Here is an 18,838-nt window from a genome sequence, read left to right as displayed (position 1 = left end):
TCTTCCGATCTGTCGACGCCTGGCGTCTTCGCCGCACGCCCTCGCCGCGCCTGCAGCGGCGCCTGCCGGGCAATCTGCCGCTGGGCCGCAGCGAGGAGGTGCGCCTGGACGTGACGCACGACCAGGCGCGGCCGCTGCATATCGAGGTCTTCGACCACGTGCCGGACGGCCTGGCCTTCGAGGAGCTGCCGCAGAGCGTCGAACTGCGTCCGGGCGAAACCACCGAGCTCGGCTATCGCCTGCGACCGCTGGTACGCGGGCATTTCCGCTTCGCCCGCTGCGAGGTCGGCCTGCCCAGCACGCTCGGCCTGTGGCGCGCCCGACGCCTGCTGGAGCTGCCCGGCGAGACCCGCGTCTACCCGGATTTCGCCCGTCTCTACGGCGCACAACTGATGGCGGTGGACGACTGGCTCAGCCAGCTCGGCGTACGCCAGCGTCCGCGTCGCGGCCTGGGCCAGGAATTCCACCAACTGCGCGAATTCCGCGACGGCGACACGCTGCGGCAGATCGACTGGAAAGCCACCGCGCGCAAGCGCACGCCGATCGCCCGCGAATACCAGGACGAGCGCGACCAGCAGATCATCTTCCTGCTCGATTGCGGCCGCAGGATGCGCAGCCAGGACGATGAGCTGGCGCACTTCGACCACGCGCTGAACGCCTGCCTGCTGCTCAGCTACGTGGCGCTGCGCCAGGGCGACGCGGTGGGCCTGGCGACCTTCGCCAGCGAGCACGATCGCCACGTCGCGCCGGCCAAGGGCCATGCGCAACTCAGCGTGCTGCTCAACGCGGTGTACGACCTCGCCAGCAGCCAGCGCCCGGCGGACTATGCGGCGGCGGTCAGCCAGTTGCTCGCCCGCCAGCGCCGCCGCGCCCTGGTGGTGCTGGTCAGCAACCTGCGCGACGAGGACGACGAGGAACTGCTCGGCGCGCTCAAGCGCCTCGGTCGCCAGCATCGGGTGCTGGTCGCCAGCCTGCGCGAGGAGGTGCTCGATCGCCTCCGGCAGACACCGGTTCGGGGCTACGACGATGCCCTCGCCTACTGCGGCACGCTCAACTACCTGAATGCCCGTGGCGGGCTGCATGATCGTCTGGCCGCCAACGGACTGCCGATCCTCGACGCTCGCCCGGGCGAACTCGGTCCGGAACTGGTCGGGCGGTATCTGGCGTGGAAAAAGGCGGGCGTTCTGTAGAGCGGGGATGGCGCCCATCCGTGGGCGCGTGGGGCGTCACTGCGGCGACGTCACCTTGGGGCTGAAAGCGAAGTACTGGCGCAGCACCTGGACCAGCTCGACGTACTCGGCCGGCGGCGCCACCAGGGAAAAGCCCGAATCGTAGCTTCCCGGCGTGGCGTCTTCCTGGCTCCACTGGCAGGTCGCATAGAAGTCGACGAAATGAATCTGCCCGTCCTGGCCGGGAATCTTCAGGCGCATGTCGAAGCGCGCATCGGTCAGCATCGGCCACTCGCTGATGAGCATCAGCCCATCGACCGAGACGTTGCCCAGGTAGCCCATCGGTTTATCGGTATGCCGGTTGAACACCTTCAGGTAGTACGGCAACTGATGGCGCTCGATTCGAGACGGTAGACGCATGATGGCTTATCGCTATGAATGTGGGTCGAGTATGGTCCGAGTTCAGGGTGGCTGAACAGCCGTCAGGCGCAGTCCGCTGCCAGCCGCGCGTCGATTTTGCGACGGGCGGTATTCAATTGCTCGTCGCTGTAGAACACCCGCTCTCCTTTATCGTCGCGGTAGTAGAGCCTCCTGCCGCTGTTCAGCGCACCGAGGTTACCGCGCAGCGCGCGGCAGCGCTCGCTGCGGCTCGACTGTTTCTGTTGCGCCTCGACGGCCTTCTTCGCCTGCTCCTCGCGGCGTGCCCCGAAGAAGCGCTCGGTGCGTTCTTCACGCGCCTGTGTGGCGGCGTCGCGCTCGATCGCCTGCGGGTGCACATCGACCTTTTGCGCGCCAGCCGGCGGCCGCTCCCCGTAATTCAGCGTGCCCTTGGCGTCCGTCCAGCGGTAGATCTCCGCGGTGGCGAGCAGAGGCAGCAGGATCAGGACAAGCCACCAGTGGCGCATGCTCGGTCATCCGTTACGGGCCAAAAGGATCAATGCGGCGGCGGTGCCGGAATCGGCTTGGCGGGCACCGCCGGCCGAGCTTGACCCAACTGGTCGAGGGTTTCCAGCCGCGCCCGCGCCCGATAGGCGTATTCGCTGGTCGGGTAGCGACTGATGATGAACTGGTAGGTCTGCGCCGCATCGACGAACAGGCTCTGGCGCTCCAGGCACTGCCCGCGCAGCAGGGATATCTCCGGCTGCAGGTAGTTGCGCGAGCGGCTCTTGCGCTCGGCCTGGGACAACTCGAGCATCACCTGCTCGCAGTCGCCCTCGTCGTAGGCGCGGTACGCGTTGTTCAGATGGTGGTCCAGGGTAAAGCGGGTGCAACCCGCGACTCCGGCAAGCAACGCCAGGGCGATCAGACATCTCATGGGCAATCTCCTCCGATGGGCAGCGTATCGGCGTGGCGGGGGATTTCTGCAGGGAATGCGCCGCATCATTTCGTCGGTTGCCAGACGCGGGCGACGTAGTGCACGCGAACAATGACTACACCGCCCCGGCATAGTAGCCTCGAAACTTGCCTGAACCACGGAGCTACTGCATGACCTCGCGCCGCACCAAGATCGTCGCCACCCTCGGCCCGGCCAGCAACTCGCCGGAAGTGATCGAACAGCTGATTCTCGCCGGCCTCGACGTCGCCCGCCTGAACTTCTCCCACGGCACGCCCGACGAGCACAAGGCGCGGGCCGCGTTGATCCGCAGCATCGCCGCCCGGCACGGTCGTTTTGTCGCCCTGCTCGGTGACCTCCAAGGGCCGAAGATCCGCATCGCCAAGTTCGCCAACAAGCGCATCGAGCTCAAGGAAGGCGACAGCTTCCGCTTCTCCGTCACCTTCCCGCGCGACGCCGGAACCGAAGAGGTGGTCGGCATCGACTACCCAGACCTGGTCAAGGACTGCGATATCGGCGACGAGCTGCTGCTCGACGACGGCCGCGTGGTCATGCGCGTGGAAGGCAAGAACGACGAGGAACTGCACTGCCGCGTTCTGATCGGCGGCCCGCTGTCCGACCACAAGGGCATCAACCGTCGCGGTGGCGGCCTGACCGCCCCGGCCCTGACCGAGAAGGACAAGGCCGACATCAAGCTGGCGGCGGAAATGGACCTGGACTACCTTGCCGTGTCCTTCCCGCGTGACGCGGCGGACATGGAATACGCCCGCAAGCTGCGCGACGAATCCGGCGGTACCGCCTGGCTGGTGGCGAAGATCGAACGCGCCGAAGCAGTAGCCGACGACGAGACCCTGGACGCACTGATCCGCGCCAGCGACGCGGTGATGGTCGCCCGTGGCGACCTCGGCGTGGAAGTCGGCGACGCCGAACTGGTCGGCATCCAGAAGAAAATCATCCTGCACGCGCGCCGCTTCAACAAGGCGGTGATCACCGCCACGCAGATGATGGAATCGATGATCTCCAGCCCGATGCCGACCCGCGCGGAAGTCTCCGACGTGGCCAACGCCGTGCTCGACTATACCGACGCGGTGATGCTCTCCGCCGAGAGCGCCGCCGGCTCCTACCCGGTGGAAGCGGTGAAGGCGATGGCGCGCATCTGCCTGGGCGCCGAGAAGCAGCCGACCAGCCAGAAGTCCAGCCATCGCCTGGGTCACACCTTCAGCCGCTGCGACGAAAGCATCGCCCTGGCGGCGATGTTCACCGCCAACCACTTCCCCGGCGTGAAGGCGATCATCAGCCTCACGGAAAGCGGTTTCACCCCGCTGATCATGTCGCGCATCCGCTCCGCGGTGCCGATCTTCGCCTTCTGCCCGAGCCGGGAAACCCAGGCACGGGTGGCGCTGTTCCGCGGCGTCTACACCATCCCCTTCGACCCCACCACGCCACGCACCGAAAGCCTTAGCCAGGCAGCGGTCAACGAACTGCTGCAACGCGGCCTGGTGGAACAGGGCGACTGGGTGCTGCTGACCAAGGGCGACAGCTACCACACCATCGGCGGCACCAACACGATGAAGCTGCTGCACGTCGGTGAAGCGCTGGTTTGACGCCCGCGCGCAGGAACGAAAAAGCCGCTCGATGAGCGGCTTTTTCATGTCCGGGCGAGATCAGGCGAAGCGCGAAAAATCGGGCTCGCGGCGTTGCATGAAGGCGCTCAAGGCCTCGGCGGCTTCGGGCGAGCGCAGCCGCTGACCGAACAGCGCGCCCTCTTCCTCAATCACCCGACGCAGTTCCTCACGCCCCGGCGCGCGCATCAGCCGTTTGGCGTCGGCCACCGCCGAAGGGGCCAGTTGGCCGAAGCGCAGCGCCATTTCCCGGGCCTTGTCCAGCGTCGCCTGCCCGCTGCCCAGCGCTTGGTTGGCGATGCCCCACTGGGCCGCCTGCTCGCCGCTGAAGCTCTCGCCGAGCATCAGCAGTTGCGTCGCCCGGGCGTGCCCGAGCAGGCGCGGGAGAATCAGGCTGGAGCCGTATTCCGGGCACAGACCCAGGTTGACGAAGGGCATGCGCAACATCGCATCGCGGCTGACGTAGACCAAATCGCAGTGCAGCAGCAGCGTGGTGCCGATGCCGACGGCCGGCCCGGCGACCGCGGCGACCACCGGCTTCTTCAGCTCGAAGAGCGCACTCATGAAACTGAACACCGCGCTGTCCAGGCCGCTCGGCGGTGCCTGGATGAAATCGGCGAGGTCGTTGCCGCTGGTGAAGCAGGCCTCGCCCCCGGAAATCAGCACCGCACGAATCGCCGGGTCGGCATCCGCGGCCTCGAGTTCTTCGGCCAGGCGCGAATACATCGCGCGGGTCAGCGCATTCTTCTTGTCGGGGCGATTGAGCTGCAGGCTCAGCAATCCCGAATTGCGGTCGGCAAGAACGTGATCGGACATGGTGGCTCCGGGTGGCGAAGGCCCCTCGAATCCCCGTCGACGGTGGAAGGACGGTCAGCGTTCGACGGGCCCTTCAGGCACGTGGCAGGAAGACGTCGGCCAGCAGGTTGGAACGGGGAATGCCGGCCAGGTAAAGCGCTCGGGCGAATTCCTCCACGCGCGCAGGCTGGCCGCAGAGTAAGGCGACGGTTCGCCGCGGAACAAGGCGGAATCCGGCCAAAACACGCGGCAACTCGGCCGCCGTGACCAGCTCGACGCTCAGCTGCGGATGCTCGGCGGCGAGCTCGCCAAGCTCCTGCGCCAGGTAGTGGGCGTGGACGTCCCGGGCCAGGTGGACCAGCTTGATCGGGCCCGTGTGCCCCTGGCGCAGGGCCTCGCGCAACACGCCCCAGAGCGGCGCGAGCCCCGTGCCGCTGGCCAGGATGAGCAACGGACGTTCGCTCCAGTCCGGGTCGTAGTGCAGGGCTCCCCCGCGCACCTCGCCGACGCGCAGCGCATCGCCAACCCGCAGGGTGCGCGCCGCATCACTGAAGGCTCCCGGCTCGCGGCAATCCAGGTGAAACTCCAGCCCGCCGTCGCCCGGCAGGCTGGCGAAGGAATAGGGTCGCGAGGTGCCGTCGGCGGCGAACAGCTGGACATGCTGCCCGGGCTGATAAGCCAAGGGACGCGCAGGCTGCAGGCGCAGGCGAAGCACATCCGCCGGGCGCCAGTCGACCTGCTGCACCTGAGCGGCTACCGCGTCGACGGCGGGATCGAACACTTCGACACGCAGGTCACCGACCACCCGGCACTGACACGACAGCCGCCAGCCCGCCGCGCGGCGGACGTCATCCAGCGCCCCGGGCAACGCATCCTCCACCTCGCCGGCGACGCAGCGCACCATGCAGGCATGGCAACTGCCTGCGCGGCAGCTGTAGGGCACGCGGACTCCGGCGCTGTTCAGGGCATCGAGCAGGTTGCTCCCCGCCGCAACCGACCAGTGCCGGTCGCGGACCTCAAGACGTGGCATCGACGCGCGCCCAGTTCGCCTCGCAACGGTTGCGACCGCCGCGCTTGGCCCGGTAGAGCGCCTGATCGGCACGCTGCAACGCGTCGTCCAGTTCATCGCCAGGCTGCAGCAGGGTCATGCCGATGGACAGGCTCAGACCCCTGACGTCGGCATCGTCCAGTTCGATGCGCGAGAACCCGTCGCGCAGACGCTCGCAGCACAGCAGAACCTGGTCGGCATCGCTGTTGGGCAGCAGCAGCACGAACTCCTCGCCACCATAGCGGGCCAGCACATCGCGATCCCGCAGGCTGGCGCGGGCCATGCTGGCGAACTGCTGCAGCACCCGGTCGCCCACGGCGTGGCCGTGCTCGTCGTTGATGCGCTTGAAGTGATCGAGGTCGATCAGCGCCATGCCATGCTGGCGGCCGGCGGACAGGTTGCTCAGCTCGCGATCGGCAAGACGCAGGAAATGCCGGCGGTTGTAGAGGCTGGTGAGTTCATCGGTGGACGCCAGGTTCTCCAGCTGACGCATCATCCCGCGCAGCGTGTCCTGGTGCGCTTGCAGGGCGAAGCGCCGCTGGCGCATGCGCTCGCGCAACTGCTGCACGTAGTTGGCGATCAGGCTCAACCAGCCGAACACCAGGAACAGCACGCACAGCTGCAGCACCATCGACGACGACAGAGCGCCACCGGCGAGATAGACCTCGAGCCCGGTCATCCCGGCGAAACAGAGGAATGCGAACACGGCGCAGCCGACGAAGCGCAGCGGGCGCAGCTGGAAGATACCGAACAGCAGAATCACGACGTAGAACACCAGCAGCGTGCCGCGACCCTCCGCCATCTGGAAGATAAAGAAGGTATGCCAGGCCGTGGCCACCAGGACTTGGGTCTCGGTGAGGCTCGGGTCATCGAAGCGAAGGTTCAGGTCAAGGCGGAATAGCAGGAAAAAGGCGAACTGGCTGAGGATCACCAACAGCGAGCTGACCACCAGCACGGTCATCGATGAGCGGTACAGCCCGAGGCCCATGCCCAGCCAGGTCAGCGCCAGAACCAGGCCGTAGGTGGCCGCGGCGATTCCGAATCGCCGAAGAAAAAGCCCTTGTAAATCATACCACTTGGACTCGGAAGTCATCTGCTCACGGGCTCCATCCCATACTGGCAAGTGGCCGCCAATGTACCTCTCCACCCCAAGCCTTGCCTAGCGACGGCAGCGAAGGCCAGGGGCGATAGCGACTGTCGACAGGCGGACGTGCGCGGTATACTGCCGCGCCCTTTGCACCGCACCCGCGCGCCAGCATGCAGGCCGGCGCCACAATGATGTTCCCGACGTTCATAGAGGAGCGCGCCCCGTGACCCTGATCAAGCAAGACGACCTGATACAGAGCGTTGCCGACGCTTTGCAGTTCATTTCCTATTACCACCCCGTCGACTTCATCCAAGCCATGCACGAGGCGTACCTGCGCGAAGAGTCGCCGGCGGCCCGCGACTCGATGGCGCAGATCCTGATCAACTCGCGCATGTGCGCCACGGGGCATCGTCCGATCTGCCAGGACACCGGCATCGTCACCGTTTTCGTCAAGGTCGGCATGGACGTGCGCTGGGATGGCGCCACCCTGAGCCTCGACGACATGATCAACGAGGGCGTGCGGCGCGCCTACAACCTGCCGGAAAACGTCCTGCGTGCCTCCATCCTTGCTGACCCTGCAGGCGCCCGGAAGAACACCAAGGACAACACGCCGGCGGTGATCCACTACTCCATCGTTCCCGGCAACACCGTGGAAGTTGACGTGGCGGCCAAGGGCGGCGGTTCCGAGAACAAATCGAAGATGGCCATGCTCAACCCGTCCGACTCCATCGTCGACTGGGTCCTGAAGACCGTGCCGACCATGGGCGCCGGCTGGTGCCCGCCGGGCATGCTCGGCATCGGCATCGGCGGCACCGCGGAAAAGGCGGCGGTGATGGCGAAGGAAGTCCTGATGGACGAGATCGACATCCACGAGCTGAAAGCCCGCGGGCCGCAGAACAAGATCGAGGAGATGCGCCTGGAGCTGTTCGAGAAGGTCAACCAGCTGGGTATCGGCGCCCAGGGCCTGGGCGGCCTGACCACCGTGCTCGACGTGAAGATCATGGATTACCCGACCCACGCCGCTTCCTTGCCGGTGTGCATGATCCCCAACTGCGCCGCTACCCGTCACGCCCACTTCATTCTCGACGGCTCCGGCCCGGCAGAGCTGGAAGCGCCGTCGCTGGACGCCTACCCGGAAATCGTCTGGGAAGCCGGCCCGAGCGCGCGCCGGGTCAACCTCGACACCCTCACGCCCGAGGAAGTGCAGAGCTGGAAGCCGGGCGAAACCGTGCTGCTCAACGGCAAGATGCTCACCGGCCGCGACGCTGCGCACAAGCGCATGGTCGACATGCTGAACAAAGGCGAGCAACTGCCAGTGGACCTCAAGGGCCGCTTCATCTACTACGTCGGCCCGGTCGATCCGGTCGGTGACGAAGTGGTTGGCCCGGCAGGCCCGACCACGGCGACGCGGATGGACAAGTTCACCCGGCAGATCCTCGAACAAACCGGCCTTCTGGGCATGATCGGCAAGTCCGAGCGCGGCCCGATCGCCATCGATGCGATCCGCGACAACAAGGCGGTGTACCTGATGGCCGTGGGCGGTGCCGCCTACCTGGTCGCCCAGGCGATCAAGAAGTCCAAGGTTTTGGCTTTCGCCGAGCTGGGTATGGAAGCGATCTACGAGTTCGAGGTGAAGGACATGCCGGTAACCGTGGCCGTCGACACCAAGGGCGAGTCGGTACACATCACCGGTCCGGCGATCTGGCAGAAAAAGATCGCCGAGAGCCTGGCGGTGGAAGTGCAGTAACTTCCTCGCAAACATGAAAAAGCCCGGCCAATGCCGGGCTTTTTCATGTTCGTCGCCTATAAGAGAACGCGCATAAAAAAGCCGACCTCTCGATCGGCTTTTCTTCGCTGCGCCCGATTACAGGCTCAACTTGCTCCGGTTCTTGTCCAGCGTGGCCGCGCCGATGCCTTTCACTTCGAGCAACTCGTCCACCGAAGCGAACGGGCCGTGCGCCTCACGGTACTCGACGATCGCCTTGGCCTTGACCAGCCCGATCCCCGACAACTCGCGCTGCAGGGTTTCAGCATCGGCGGTATTCAGGTTCACCGAGGCGACCTTGGCGGCCTGCTCCACCGCGGGCTTGTCAGCAGCAGGCTTGGCCGGTTCAGCGGCAAGAAGGGAAAAAGACAGTGAAGTCAGTGTGGCGAGGGACAGGGCAGAAAGCCATTTGCGCATGTGTGTAACTCCTTATGAAATGCGATGGTGCGGTACATCCATAACCGCTGGCTAAAAGTAGCCCACGCACTTTTCGCGTCAATTGGAGTTACGGCTTAATCCCGGTTATGGGCGTGCGTGATAAGGACGCAGGGCGCAGGCATGCAATGCCTCAAGGCTCGCTCTTACGCTTCTGATGGATCCAGTCGACGATCTCGCCTTCCGGCGCATAGCCACTGACGGTCTCCCTTAGAATCTGCCGGACGCGGTCATAGTCGTCAGCGTCCACCGCCGCGAGCAGGTTCGAGAGCACGCCCTTGAAGGCCTCCCACGGCAACCACTCCTCATTGGCGCGCATGATCATCGGATGGTCGGTGGGTGTGACACCCTCGGCTCCGATCAGCAGTTCCTCGTAGAGTTTCTCGCCGGGACGAAGGCCGGTGAACTCGATGGCGATGTCGCCATTGGGATTGCTCTCCGAACGAACGCTCATGCCTGCCAGACGAATCATCTTCTCCGCCAGATCGACGATCTTCACCGGCCAGCCCATGTCCAGGACGAACACGTCGCCGCCCTGCCCCATCGAGCCGGCCTGGATGACCAGCTGCGCCGCTTCCGGAATGGTCATGAAGTAACGGGTGATATTGGGGTGCGTGACGGTCACCGGGCCGCCCTTGCGAATCTGCTCGTAGAAGCGCGGAATCACCGACCCCGACGAGCCCAGCACGTTACCGAAGCGAACCATGGTGAAGCGCGTCTTGTTGACGTGGTGAACCGACGGCTCCGCCTGGAACAGCAATGGCGCGCTCTCACGGCTCAAGGCCTGCAGCACCATCTCCGCCAGGCGTTTCGAACTGCCCATGACGTTGGTCGGCCGCACCGCCTTGTCGGTGGAGATCAGCACGAAGTTCTCGACACCCGCCTTCAACGCGGCCTGCGCGGTGTACAGCGAGCCCATCACATTGTTCAGCACGCCCTCCGCAATGTTGTGCTCGACCATCGGTACATGCTTGTAGGCGGCGGCGTGATAGACGGTGTTCACCTGCCAGGTGCGCATCACATCCTTGAGCCGCTCACGATCCCGCACCGAGCCGAGTATCGGCACCAGTCGCAACGGTAGAGACTCTCGGCGGATGCGTTCCTCGAGTTCGCTGTGAATGCTGTAGAGGTTGAACTCGCTGTGCTCGAACAGCAGCAGCGTGGTCGGTGCATTGAGCAGGATCTGCCGGCACAGCTCCGAACCGATCGACCCGCCCGCCCCGGTGACCATCACGACCTGCCGACGAATGCAGCGCTCGAAGAGGGCCTGGCGGGGGGGAACTGCATCACGGCCCAACAAGTCCGCCACGTCGACTTCCCGGAGGTCACTGACACTAACCCGGCCACTGGCGAGGTCCATGACATCGGGAACCGTACGGACATGAACGGGATAGGCCTCCAGCGAGCTAAGGATCTCTTTACGTCTCGAACGAGACGCCGAGGGAATCGCGAGCAATACCTCCTGGACCCCTGTCTCTTCGACCATCCGAGCGATATCGCACGAAGGATAAACCTTGAGACCCGCAACTATTTGGCCGGCGACACGTTCATCGTCATCGACGAACGCTACGGGGCGCATACCTTTACCCATTCGCAAGGCCGCTAAGAGCTGGTTGCCGGCCGCGCCGCTGCCGTAGATCGCAACTTTGAGCAAACCCTCATCGTGACGAAGAAACGGCACATGCCGTCCGGCCATCAGCCAATCACCCAGGAAGTACTGACGCATAAACAAGCGCAAGCCGCCAAGCATGAGCAGGCTGATCCACCAGTAATTGAATACCAGGGACCTCGGAACTATGACGTCCGCGCGATAGAGGTAGATGTACAGAGTTAGTACCAGCGACGACAGCGTCACCGCCTTGAAAATCGCCAACAGCGCTTCGTTACCGAAGTAACGCATTACTGCCCGGTACATGCCCAGACGAATGAAAATCGGGATGGCAATGAAGGGGGCAATCAGGAACAACCAGGCGTAATCGCCAAATGGGTCAATCGGGTCATCGATACCCAAACGCACGACAAAGGCCAACCACAGCGCTATCCAAACCAGAACCACATCCGCGCACACCTGCAGGACGCGTTTGTATCGTCGCTGCAGATTAATCAGACGGTCTCGCAGCAGAATCCCGCTTTTACTTTTCAACCGCGCCACGCTCAGCCCCATCCATGATCAGATGCCACATTATTGCTGCTCTTGCTTTCCTGCGTTGTATTTCATGGCCAGAAGGACCAGCGGAGTACACGCCAACCCAAAACCCAGAAATCCGTCCAAATAGCCCACACCTACCGCAAGAGCGACAGGCAGTAGCCAACAAACATTGATCGCCAAGACGGTCATCGTCACGGGCAGATGCCCCTCATGTCGGCGTGAGGCGTGCTGGTACGCGTGACTGCGATGGGCCTCGTACACCTTGTCGCCACGCAACAACCTGCGCAGCAAGGTCCAAGTCGCGTCGACGATGAACACCGCCAGCAGGATCATCCAGCACCACAGCAACTGTGGAGCAACCCAACCGGCCTGCAAGGCGAGAACTCCAATCGCCATACCAAGAAACCCGCTGCCGGCGTCACCCATAAAGATTTTCGCTGGAGGAAAATTCCAGTACAGGAAGCCCCCGGCAGCCACCGCCAATAGCAGCGGCAAAAGGGCGAGATCCAGTTGGCCTATGAGCACATAGAGCAGCGCTCCGCTCGCACATACCGTCAGCGTCTCAACGCCAGCGATGCCGTCGATCCCGTCCATGAAGTTATACAGATTGAGCAGCCAAACCAGAAAGAGCACGGCTACCCCATAGCCGGCCCATCCAGCCTCCACGACGCCCCCGAATACGGCCACTGGCGGCAAACCACCAAGCCAGGCCAGCGCCCAGATAGCCGCGACGACATGTGCCAGCAAGCGCCAACGTGCAGCCACATGACCGTGATCATCCAGAAATCCGATGACAGCGACCCAGCCCCCGGAACCCAGCAGGGCGAATGCAGTAGGCCATGACAACGCATCGAGACCAGCGAGAACGAGTACCCCCGGAAGGAAGCTCAATACAATGGCCACGCCTCCACCGCGTGGCGTAGACACGGTGTGGGAGCTTCGGGCGTTGGGTATGTCCATCAAGCTGTGAGCCAGTGCGTAGCGGCGCAGAATGGCGGTAAGCAGTAACGAAAGAACCGCCACGGTGGGAATCAATAGCCACAGCGTCATTTGCGCCGCCGCTTCAGAAAATCCTTCGCCGTGATCCGAAGCGCCGCATCGAGCGCTACTGGCGGCCTCCAATCCAGTAGGGATTTGGTTTTACCGATATCCACCTGTAACGACTCACACAGCCGTCGCGCGACCTCACGTTTGCCGACCAATGAAGCTCCGGCTTGCAAAACCCAGGAAGGAACGGGCAGCAAGCGAGCCGGCTTTCCAAGTGCATGAGCCATGCGTTCAAGCAACTCAGTCGTGGAAATGTCCTCATCATCACTGACCAGAAAGACCTGATTGGCCGCGGCAGGATGGTCGACACAGAGGACGATGAGATCGACCAGATTATCGAGGCCAACCAGGCTGCGACGGTTATCGAGCGCACCGAGAGGCAAGGGGAAACCCTTGTTTAGCCAATTCATCATGCCAAGGAAGTTGGCTTTTACGCCGGGCCCGTAGACCAGCACCGGCCGGATGATCACAACATCCATATCCGTTTCCCGCGCCAAGGCATTCAGTCCTTGCTCAGCTTCCCACTTGGAGATGCCATAGGCATCCAGGGGGGCGGGAGCGTCTGCGCTGGTAAAGGGCGAGCCTGCTGAAGTGGTCTCTCCATTGACCTTGATGGAGCTGAGGAAAATGAAACGTTTCACACCCAAAGCAGCCGCTTGAGTAGCCAGTTTCAATGTGCCCTCGACGTTGACCTTGCGAAACTCGCTGAGTGGATCGGCAACTGTTTCATTGACGACATGCACCCGTGCGGCTGAATGAATGACACAGGAAACCCCAGCGAGCAGGCCGAACCAATCCGTATCACCATCAATGCCGCTAACAAACTCTCTGTCCGAACGCGGCCTCTTCCTATCTGGACAGATCACCGACTCGCCGTTGAGCACTAATGCGCGCAGTATTGCCTGGCCAACAAAACCGGTGGAGCCAGTTAGAAGAACGATACTCATAGCGGCGAGGACGTATCCTTTGCGGCCCGTAGACCGTGGAAGTAAAACCGCCACAGGTAGCGGACCAAACTGCTCACGTACCAACGGAAGTGTTTTGAAAAAAAAGCCCTATTTCGAAAGGCAGCGAAGTGTACAGCGCGAACATTCGGGATATAAAGCACTCTTTGCCCTCGCGCTCTCCATGCTCTCAGGCAGATATCAACATCCTCGAAATACATGAAGTAGCGCTCATCGAACCCTTCAAGCGCCTTGAATAACTGCACAGAAAAAACCAGGAATGAACCAGCAGCCCAATCGCACACTACGGGAGAGGTAATCGTCGACTTATCCAGAGCCGTGCCATCATAGGAAAACAGGACTTTTTTAAGGTAGTCGCCCAGTCGCGGAAATCGGCGTATAGAGGAATCAAAAAACTGGTATTGTTCATCAATAAACAAATTAATACCCGCAATCTGCGGTCTGTGAAGGTCAAGACTGGAGGAAAGCGCCTCGAGCATTCCTGGCAGGATCCATACATCCGGATTACAGCATATGAAATAATCGGCCGCCCGGAAGTGAAAACTTTTCTCGAAGTATCGAAACGCCCTATTATTGTTAGCACCAAACCCCAACCTTACTTCTTGCGCAATATAAGCAATGCCATGTGCACTACAAAAATCACGCAACGAAGATTGCCCAATATTATCCACCACACAAAGATACAGATTCTTTACGCTTAAAAAATTGGGGAGTGCAGAGATCAGAAAGTCGGCATGACCGTGGGAAACAATGCAGGTAAACAATCTGACAGTCACGCACAATCTCCGACACATCGACGGCAACAAAAGCAGCGGGCCCGTCTCGAAAAACAGCACAGATCCAGGGAAGACAGCATCGCAAACTCTACTCCAACGTGTTCCAGCATGGGCACCAGAGAGACGGCGTGTACTGTCATGACCCGATTTTCAACATGGGCGTCGTAAAAACTCAATTATTCGCACCACCATCTGGCTATTTTCTACCACGATCAGTTTGGACGTGGGATCAATACCTTCCGCGCCGACAGGACTGGCAATAACGGTCGCACCCGCATCCAACATCTGCAAGACCTTAATCTTTACACCCGCCCCGAATAGCAATGGCGCGATACAGAGCGCTGCGGCCCGGAATGCAAGAGTCGGATCATCCACCGCACCTGTAACCTTCAAGCCCGGCACTATCCGCCCCAACATCCGCAAGCCCAAGCCTGGAGCAAGGCCAATCACCCAAAGCGTGGCGCTGGGAAAAGCCCGGCGCACTCGCCACAGGCGAAACAGGGCGAAATGAGCAATAGATTGGCCATTCTCAGGGCGGCCCATGTTGCCGAAAAAAACCATATTAGGACCTTCTCCGAACTCAGCGACGACGTCGACAATGGGGCGTCCATTATCGACTCTCCCGACGTTCAGCGCTTGCGCCGGCCACACGCTGATTTCCCCTGTGAATCCGAGTTCCTGCAATAGGTCGCGGTCTTTGTTGGAAAGCACATAGGCGTGGGAAACACGCCGAAAAAGTGATGACTCTATCCGCTTCACAAATGACGAGAACAGTCGCTTCAAGAGCGATCGCGATGTCTTTTGGTTGACGATGTCATGAACAAAGTAGTGGATCGGCAACCCGTCAATATGACCGGAAAATCCCAAAGAAGACGGAAAGTCTATCCAGACCTCCGTAGGCTTCTTTTCCAAGATCAGCCGGCGCAGCGCCGAAACGGCCTCAGGGAAAACACGCGTAAAGAACCAGGGAGCAATCCATGCTCCAGAAAGAAAGTGACCTATCAGCGCGTGCAACGTAGCCCATCGGTTCACCGCCACCTGGGTATAGGAATCACAAAATTCCATGATCTCGATATTCTTTCGCTGATAGTCAGGTGTGACACACAATACGTCCAACTGCTGTACATCGTTACGCAGGCGGCGAATCGTTTCTGCACTGATAGCCTCTCCCGCGCCGATGCGCCCCATCCCACCGGGATGGAAAGAGGTAACAAACAGTACCCGCCTGCGCTGCTCCAAAGATTGCTCCACAAGACCACCTGACAAATCAATCATTCAGACAACGACTACCCAGAATTATCCGTAGAACATTCGCGGCCTTCCTGAACTGGCCTCTCCTTAGCCTATTGAACAAGGCGACAAACAAGCCCAACCACACAGTGATGATGTATTTCGGATCATTCAGCCATGTAAAAAACAGGCGATTTCTGAGCACATAGAAGTCGGCCAATTCCCCGGTTCCGACCTGGGTACTGGCGCCTTCCTTGTGATAGACGATGCTTGACGTGGCGACGCCAATTGAATATCTACCGCGAGCCCGATATGCCAGATCGATCTCTTCGAAATACAGAAAATAGCGTTCCTCAAGTAAACCAAGATCACGGAGGAGACGTGCGCGGATAAACAGTGAAGCGCCGATGACATAGTCGATACGTTGGTCGACCTGATCATCTGGATAAGTGACGGCACTGCTTTCATTGATTTTATAATGCAGGCTGGTGGCGATCCACGGGTTGAACAAACCACCCAGGCCTTGAATCTTGCTGCGATCATGGTGATACACCAGCTTCGAGCCGCAAATACCGATATCGGGACGAGTACTACAGCGCCTAATCAACTGCTGCAGACTATCGACATCCACCTCCGTGTCGTTGTTTAACAGCCATACATACTCAGTATTGGGGTATGCCAGAGCCAGACGAATACCGACATTGTTGCCGCCTGCATAGCCAAGGTTTTCACCGGTCTGCACCAAATAGAAACCAGGTTCTGACCCGTGACTATGTCGCTCCGCCTGAACACGGGACAGCTCCCGCAAAGGATGGCGCCGCAGATAGTCATGCCTGTCGCGCTGTGTGATCAGCCAGTCGCGGATGCGCTCATAAGAGCCGTCGCCCGAGCCGTTGTCACATACGACGATCTGAAAATCCGGGCCCTGCAACTCGAGCAACGATCGCACACAGGCGATGGTGTCGTCGGCACCACGCCAGTTCAACACCACGATAAAGATCATGGGCTACCGATCCGTTTCCCAGGATTGGTCACCTTGATCAGGTACTGGTATTCGAACAACGGCTTGAACAAGCCCAGCGTGGCCCAGTTCAGGTAATGGGTCTTGCGCCCCCTTTCCAGGCCCGTAGAGCTGACTGAGTCCAGTATCAAACCAGACGAGCTCATCAGCTCGATGGCAGTCTGTCTGGTAAAAAAACGCAGATGGGTGCGATCCAGAATCCCGGAGTTCTCGTACTGCCAACGTCCCTGCAACAACAGCGGCAGTACCACGCGAAAGTGACGGACATTGGGAATGCTGGTGATGATGCTTCCCCCCGGAGCCAACAACTCTCCGATACGGCGCACCGCCTTCCAGGGATCTACAAAATGCTCGAGCACATCGAGGCATAGAATCAGGTCAAAACCCGCGAAATCCTCGGGGAGCCCGATCACCTCGAAGTCGCCACAAATGACGCAGTCCACCTTCGCTCTGGCCGCATCCGCCGAATCACTGAAAAGCTCTATGCCGTAGGTGGTTCGCGTGCGGCCCAGATTCCTCACCCACTCGAGGGTATCGCCACGGCCGCAACCGATCTCCAGGACCCTTTCCAGTCTCTCCGGCAGCAGTTGCGCGATCTCGTCGCGAACATGGGAGTAGTAGCCGGCATCATTGCCGCCTGTAACCTCTGCAAGCATGTCCAGCCCTTAGCGTTTTTTGCCGAATACGCGGTAAACCGCCTCGAGAAAGCCCCTGCCATTTCTAAGATCCGGCTCCAGGTGACACCCCTCAGCCCATTCGTTCCAGGCGTTGATAAACACCAATTGCTCGTCTTCTGGATAATCCGCGACGCGGTTTGCGGCATCGCGTAGCCATGTTTCGAACAACTGCGGATCATCGTTCTGAATAACCGTGGCACCGCAGCGGCGGCGTGCGGAGTTGTCCCAGCTGGGAATCACGCACGGGAACAGCCTTGCCGAAGAACGAGCCGCGCCCATCGCTGTTCGGACCAGCGTCCGGTAGTCGAAGCGGTTGACCGTAGGCATTTCAGAAATCGAACTCTCAAGCTTCAGGCGACGCAGCACATGGTTGAACGCCCTTGGCACAACATTACGCACGTAACCCAATGCACTCTGACGCAACAGAGTGCGTGAGTGTGGTTCGAAGCCGACCAAAGCATCAAAACCAAGATCGACGGTTTGCTGGTCGGTCAGAGTGTGCATGTGACTGCGGACTGCGCACAGGTATATGCCGGGCAGCCCCTGGTCAGCGGCAGCTCGACGCCATTGACCGATCGTTCGGGCAATGTCCGGGAACTGGTCGATGCGGTAGATCAGGAACACCGGCTTACCGCCCACTCTGATGTAGCGGCTATCGGCGAAGGCTCTGCCCAGGTACGCGAAATGCGCCTCGGGATCGTAAGCCTCCAGATCCTGGCCGATCAGAATCTCGTGCTCCTGGCCGTCCCAGCGACGGCTCCAGGTTTCATTGGCCCAGCATACGCAGAACGGCAAGTCCGGCTTCTGCTCGGCCAGAACCGCCTCCAAAGGGCGCTCCAGCAGCAGTTGGCCATTGAACCAATAGTGGTAGTAGCAGAACCCACCGATGCCGTACTCCTTGGCCATCTCAGCCTGAGCAATCCGAGTTTCCAGCAGGCGCAAATCATAGAAACCCAGGTCCGCTGGAATATGCGGCTGGTAGTGACCACCGAACCGTGGCTTAGCCTTGGCGACATTGGTCCACTCTGTGAAGCCCTTGCCCCACCAACGATCATTCTCCGGCGTCGGATGAAATTGGGGGAGATAAAATGCGATGGCTTTCATAACGTCCCGAAGCTTCGCTTCTCCATGTGTTTAATCAACATGGCAGGCGCTCCTGCCACGACGGCGCATTCGGGAACATCCCGGGTTACCACCGAATTGGCGCCGATGATGGCGTGATCGCCAATGGTGACCCCGGACAGAATCACCACTCCCTCGCCGATCCACACCCCGGAACCGATCCGCACCGGTCCTTTCGAGTGCAGGCGGCGCTTGGCCGGAGGGATGGCGGGGTCCAGCGAAAAGGTGTCGCCGTGTGCGTGGTCAGTAATAAACACCCGGCTGGCGATCAGCACGTCATTGCCAATGCTGACTTCATCGATACAGCCCACATGGCAGTGGTAACCGAACGTTACCCGATCACCGATGGTGATTCTGGGCATGTATCGCGCCCCGCCGAACTCGTCGAATGCCTCGATGATCAGGCCCGTTTCGGCCCTCACCAATTGCCCCAGAAAAATATGCTGCGGGTTATGGATGCTAGCCGTGGAGCGCAGGTAAGTGCCCTCGCCGACTACGGCGAAACCCCGCGCGCGAATACTCCAGGCCGTGTAGGCGAAAAAACCATCGAACAACCGCGGCAACCGGCCAGGTACAAACGCCGCGACCAAGCGAGCG

19 protein-coding genes are annotated in these 18,838 nt (G+C 61.1%); 3 read left to right on the top strand and 16 right to left on the bottom strand.

Features of this window, described 5'->3' with window-relative positions:
- Positions 1 to 1,190, top strand: a 1,190-nt coding sequence (locus B2X67_RS04890) for a DUF58 domain-containing protein (RefSeq protein WP_286784784.1), incomplete at its 5' end; no start/stop codon positions are given.
- Positions 1,191 to 1,226: 36 nt separating this feature from the next.
- On the opposite strand, the gene B2X67_RS04885 is transcribed toward B2X67_RS04890, so the two are convergent.
- The 3 genes from B2X67_RS04885 to B2X67_RS04875 all read right to left on the bottom strand — a co-directional run bounded on the left by B2X67_RS04885 (position 1,227) and on the right by B2X67_RS04875 (position 2,484).
- A complete protein-coding gene (locus B2X67_RS04885) occupies positions 1,227 to 1,589 on the bottom strand; it encodes a PilZ domain-containing protein (RefSeq protein ID WP_090231704.1) in 363 nt (120 codons plus the stop codon).
- Between the two features lie 62 nt (positions 1,590 to 1,651).
- Positions 1,652 to 2,074, bottom strand: a complete 423-nt coding sequence (locus B2X67_RS04880) for a DUF4124 domain-containing protein (protein WP_286784783.1) — start codon at positions 2,072 to 2,074, stop codon at positions 1,652 to 1,654.
- A gap of 29 nt (positions 2,075 to 2,103) precedes the next feature.
- Positions 2,104 to 2,484 (bottom strand): tetratricopeptide repeat protein, encoded by a 381-nt coding sequence (locus B2X67_RS04875; RefSeq protein ID WP_273233864.1) that lies wholly within the window; start codon positions 2,482 to 2,484, stop codon positions 2,104 to 2,106.
- Between the two features lie 170 nt (positions 2,485 to 2,654).
- Here B2X67_RS04875 and pyk point away from each other — a divergent pair, with 170 nt between their 5' ends.
- Complete coding sequence (pyk, locus tag B2X67_RS04870; protein WP_286784782.1) at positions 2,655 to 4,106, top strand: pyruvate kinase; 1,452 nt, start codon at positions 2,655 to 2,657, stop codon at positions 4,104 to 4,106.
- 60 nt (positions 4,107 to 4,166) lie between these two features.
- On the opposite strand, the gene B2X67_RS04865 is transcribed toward pyk, so the two are convergent.
- From B2X67_RS04865 to B2X67_RS04855, 3 genes are all read right to left on the bottom strand, one after another.
- The gene (locus tag B2X67_RS04865; RefSeq protein ID WP_286784781.1) at positions 4,167 to 4,940 is read right to left on the bottom strand and encodes an enoyl-CoA hydratase-related protein; all 774 of its coding nucleotides are present in this window, start codon (positions 4,938 to 4,940) and stop codon (positions 4,167 to 4,169) included.
- A 73-nt stretch (positions 4,941 to 5,013) separates the two neighbouring features.
- Complete coding sequence (locus B2X67_RS04860; protein ID WP_286784780.1) at positions 5,014 to 5,949, bottom strand: iron-sulfur-binding ferredoxin reductase; 936 nt, start codon at positions 5,947 to 5,949, stop codon at positions 5,014 to 5,016.
- Positions 5,936 to 7,060, bottom strand: coding sequence for a GGDEF domain-containing protein (locus tag B2X67_RS04855; protein WP_286784779.1), 1,125 nt, complete (start codon positions 7,058 to 7,060; stop codon positions 5,936 to 5,938). Before B2X67_RS04855 ends, B2X67_RS04860 begins: the two co-directional genes overlap by 14 nt.
- 217 nt (positions 7,061 to 7,277) lie before the next feature.
- Here B2X67_RS04855 and B2X67_RS04850 point away from each other — a divergent pair, with 217 nt between their 5' ends.
- The gene (locus B2X67_RS04850; RefSeq protein WP_090231711.1) at positions 7,278 to 8,801 is read left to right on the top strand and encodes a fumarate hydratase; all 1,524 of its coding nucleotides are present in this window, start codon (positions 7,278 to 7,280) and stop codon (positions 8,799 to 8,801) included.
- Between the two features lie 117 nt (positions 8,802 to 8,918).
- Here B2X67_RS04850 and B2X67_RS04845 read toward each other — a convergent pair whose 3' ends face one another.
- The 10 genes from B2X67_RS04845 to B2X67_RS04800 all read right to left on the bottom strand — a co-directional run bounded on the left by B2X67_RS04845 (position 8,919) and on the right by B2X67_RS04800 (position 18,795).
- Entirely contained in the window at positions 8,919 to 9,236 is a 318-nt protein-coding gene (locus B2X67_RS04845) for a ComEA family DNA-binding protein (RefSeq protein ID WP_286784778.1), read from the bottom strand.
- 151 nt (positions 9,237 to 9,387) lie between these two features.
- Positions 9,388 to 11,406, bottom strand: a complete 2,019-nt coding sequence (locus B2X67_RS04840) for a polysaccharide biosynthesis protein (protein WP_414704001.1) — start codon at positions 11,404 to 11,406, stop codon at positions 9,388 to 9,390.
- Positions 11,407 to 11,436: 30 nt separating this feature from the next.
- Positions 11,437 to 12,453 (bottom strand): MraY family glycosyltransferase, encoded by a 1,017-nt coding sequence (locus B2X67_RS04835; RefSeq protein ID WP_286784777.1) that lies wholly within the window; start codon positions 12,451 to 12,453, stop codon positions 11,437 to 11,439.
- Positions 12,450 to 13,397: a UDP-glucose 4-epimerase family protein gene (locus B2X67_RS04830; protein ID WP_286784776.1), complete on the bottom strand. Its 948-nt coding sequence runs from the start codon at positions 13,395 to 13,397 to the stop codon at positions 12,450 to 12,452. The genes B2X67_RS04835 and B2X67_RS04830 overlap by 4 nt, the downstream gene beginning before the upstream one ends.
- Positions 13,394 to 14,191 carry a glycosyltransferase gene (locus B2X67_RS04825; RefSeq protein ID WP_286784775.1) on the bottom strand — a complete coding sequence of 266 codons (798 nt, stop codon included), beginning with the start codon at positions 14,189 to 14,191 and terminating at the stop codon, positions 13,394 to 13,396. Before B2X67_RS04825 ends, B2X67_RS04830 begins: the two co-directional genes overlap by 4 nt.
- A gap of 150 nt (positions 14,192 to 14,341) precedes the next feature.
- Positions 14,342 to 15,466 carry a glycosyltransferase gene (locus tag B2X67_RS04820; protein WP_286784774.1) on the bottom strand — a complete coding sequence of 375 codons (1,125 nt, stop codon included), beginning with the start codon at positions 15,464 to 15,466 and terminating at the stop codon, positions 14,342 to 14,344.
- The gene (locus tag B2X67_RS04815) at positions 15,459 to 16,424 is read right to left on the bottom strand and encodes a glycosyltransferase family 2 protein (protein ID WP_286784773.1); all 966 of its coding nucleotides are present in this window, start codon (positions 16,422 to 16,424) and stop codon (positions 15,459 to 15,461) included. The genes B2X67_RS04820 and B2X67_RS04815 overlap by 8 nt, the downstream gene beginning before the upstream one ends.
- On the bottom strand, positions 16,421 to 17,098 hold the full coding sequence (locus B2X67_RS04810) for a class I SAM-dependent methyltransferase (RefSeq protein WP_286784772.1): 678 nt from the start codon (positions 17,096 to 17,098) through the stop codon (positions 16,421 to 16,423). The genes B2X67_RS04815 and B2X67_RS04810 overlap by 4 nt, the downstream gene beginning before the upstream one ends.
- A 9-nt stretch (positions 17,099 to 17,107) precedes the next feature.
- Entirely contained in the window at positions 17,108 to 18,223 is a 1,116-nt protein-coding gene (locus B2X67_RS04805) for a glycoside hydrolase family 99-like domain-containing protein (RefSeq protein ID WP_286784771.1), read from the bottom strand.
- On the bottom strand, positions 18,220 to 18,795 hold the full coding sequence (locus tag B2X67_RS04800; protein WP_286784770.1) for an acyltransferase: 576 nt from the start codon (positions 18,793 to 18,795) through the stop codon (positions 18,220 to 18,222). Before B2X67_RS04800 ends, B2X67_RS04805 begins: the two co-directional genes overlap by 4 nt.
- Positions 18,796 to 18,838: the final 43 nt, after the last annotated feature.

Origin of the sequence: Pseudomonas sp. UBA3153 (genome assembly GCF_002364635.1) — a bacterium.
GTDB lineage: Bacteria > Pseudomonadota > Gammaproteobacteria > Pseudomonadales > Pseudomonadaceae > Pseudomonas_O > Pseudomonas_O kuykendallii.
Note: the sequence above shows the minus strand (reverse complement) of the source record. Positions and strands in the feature narration are given on the sequence as shown.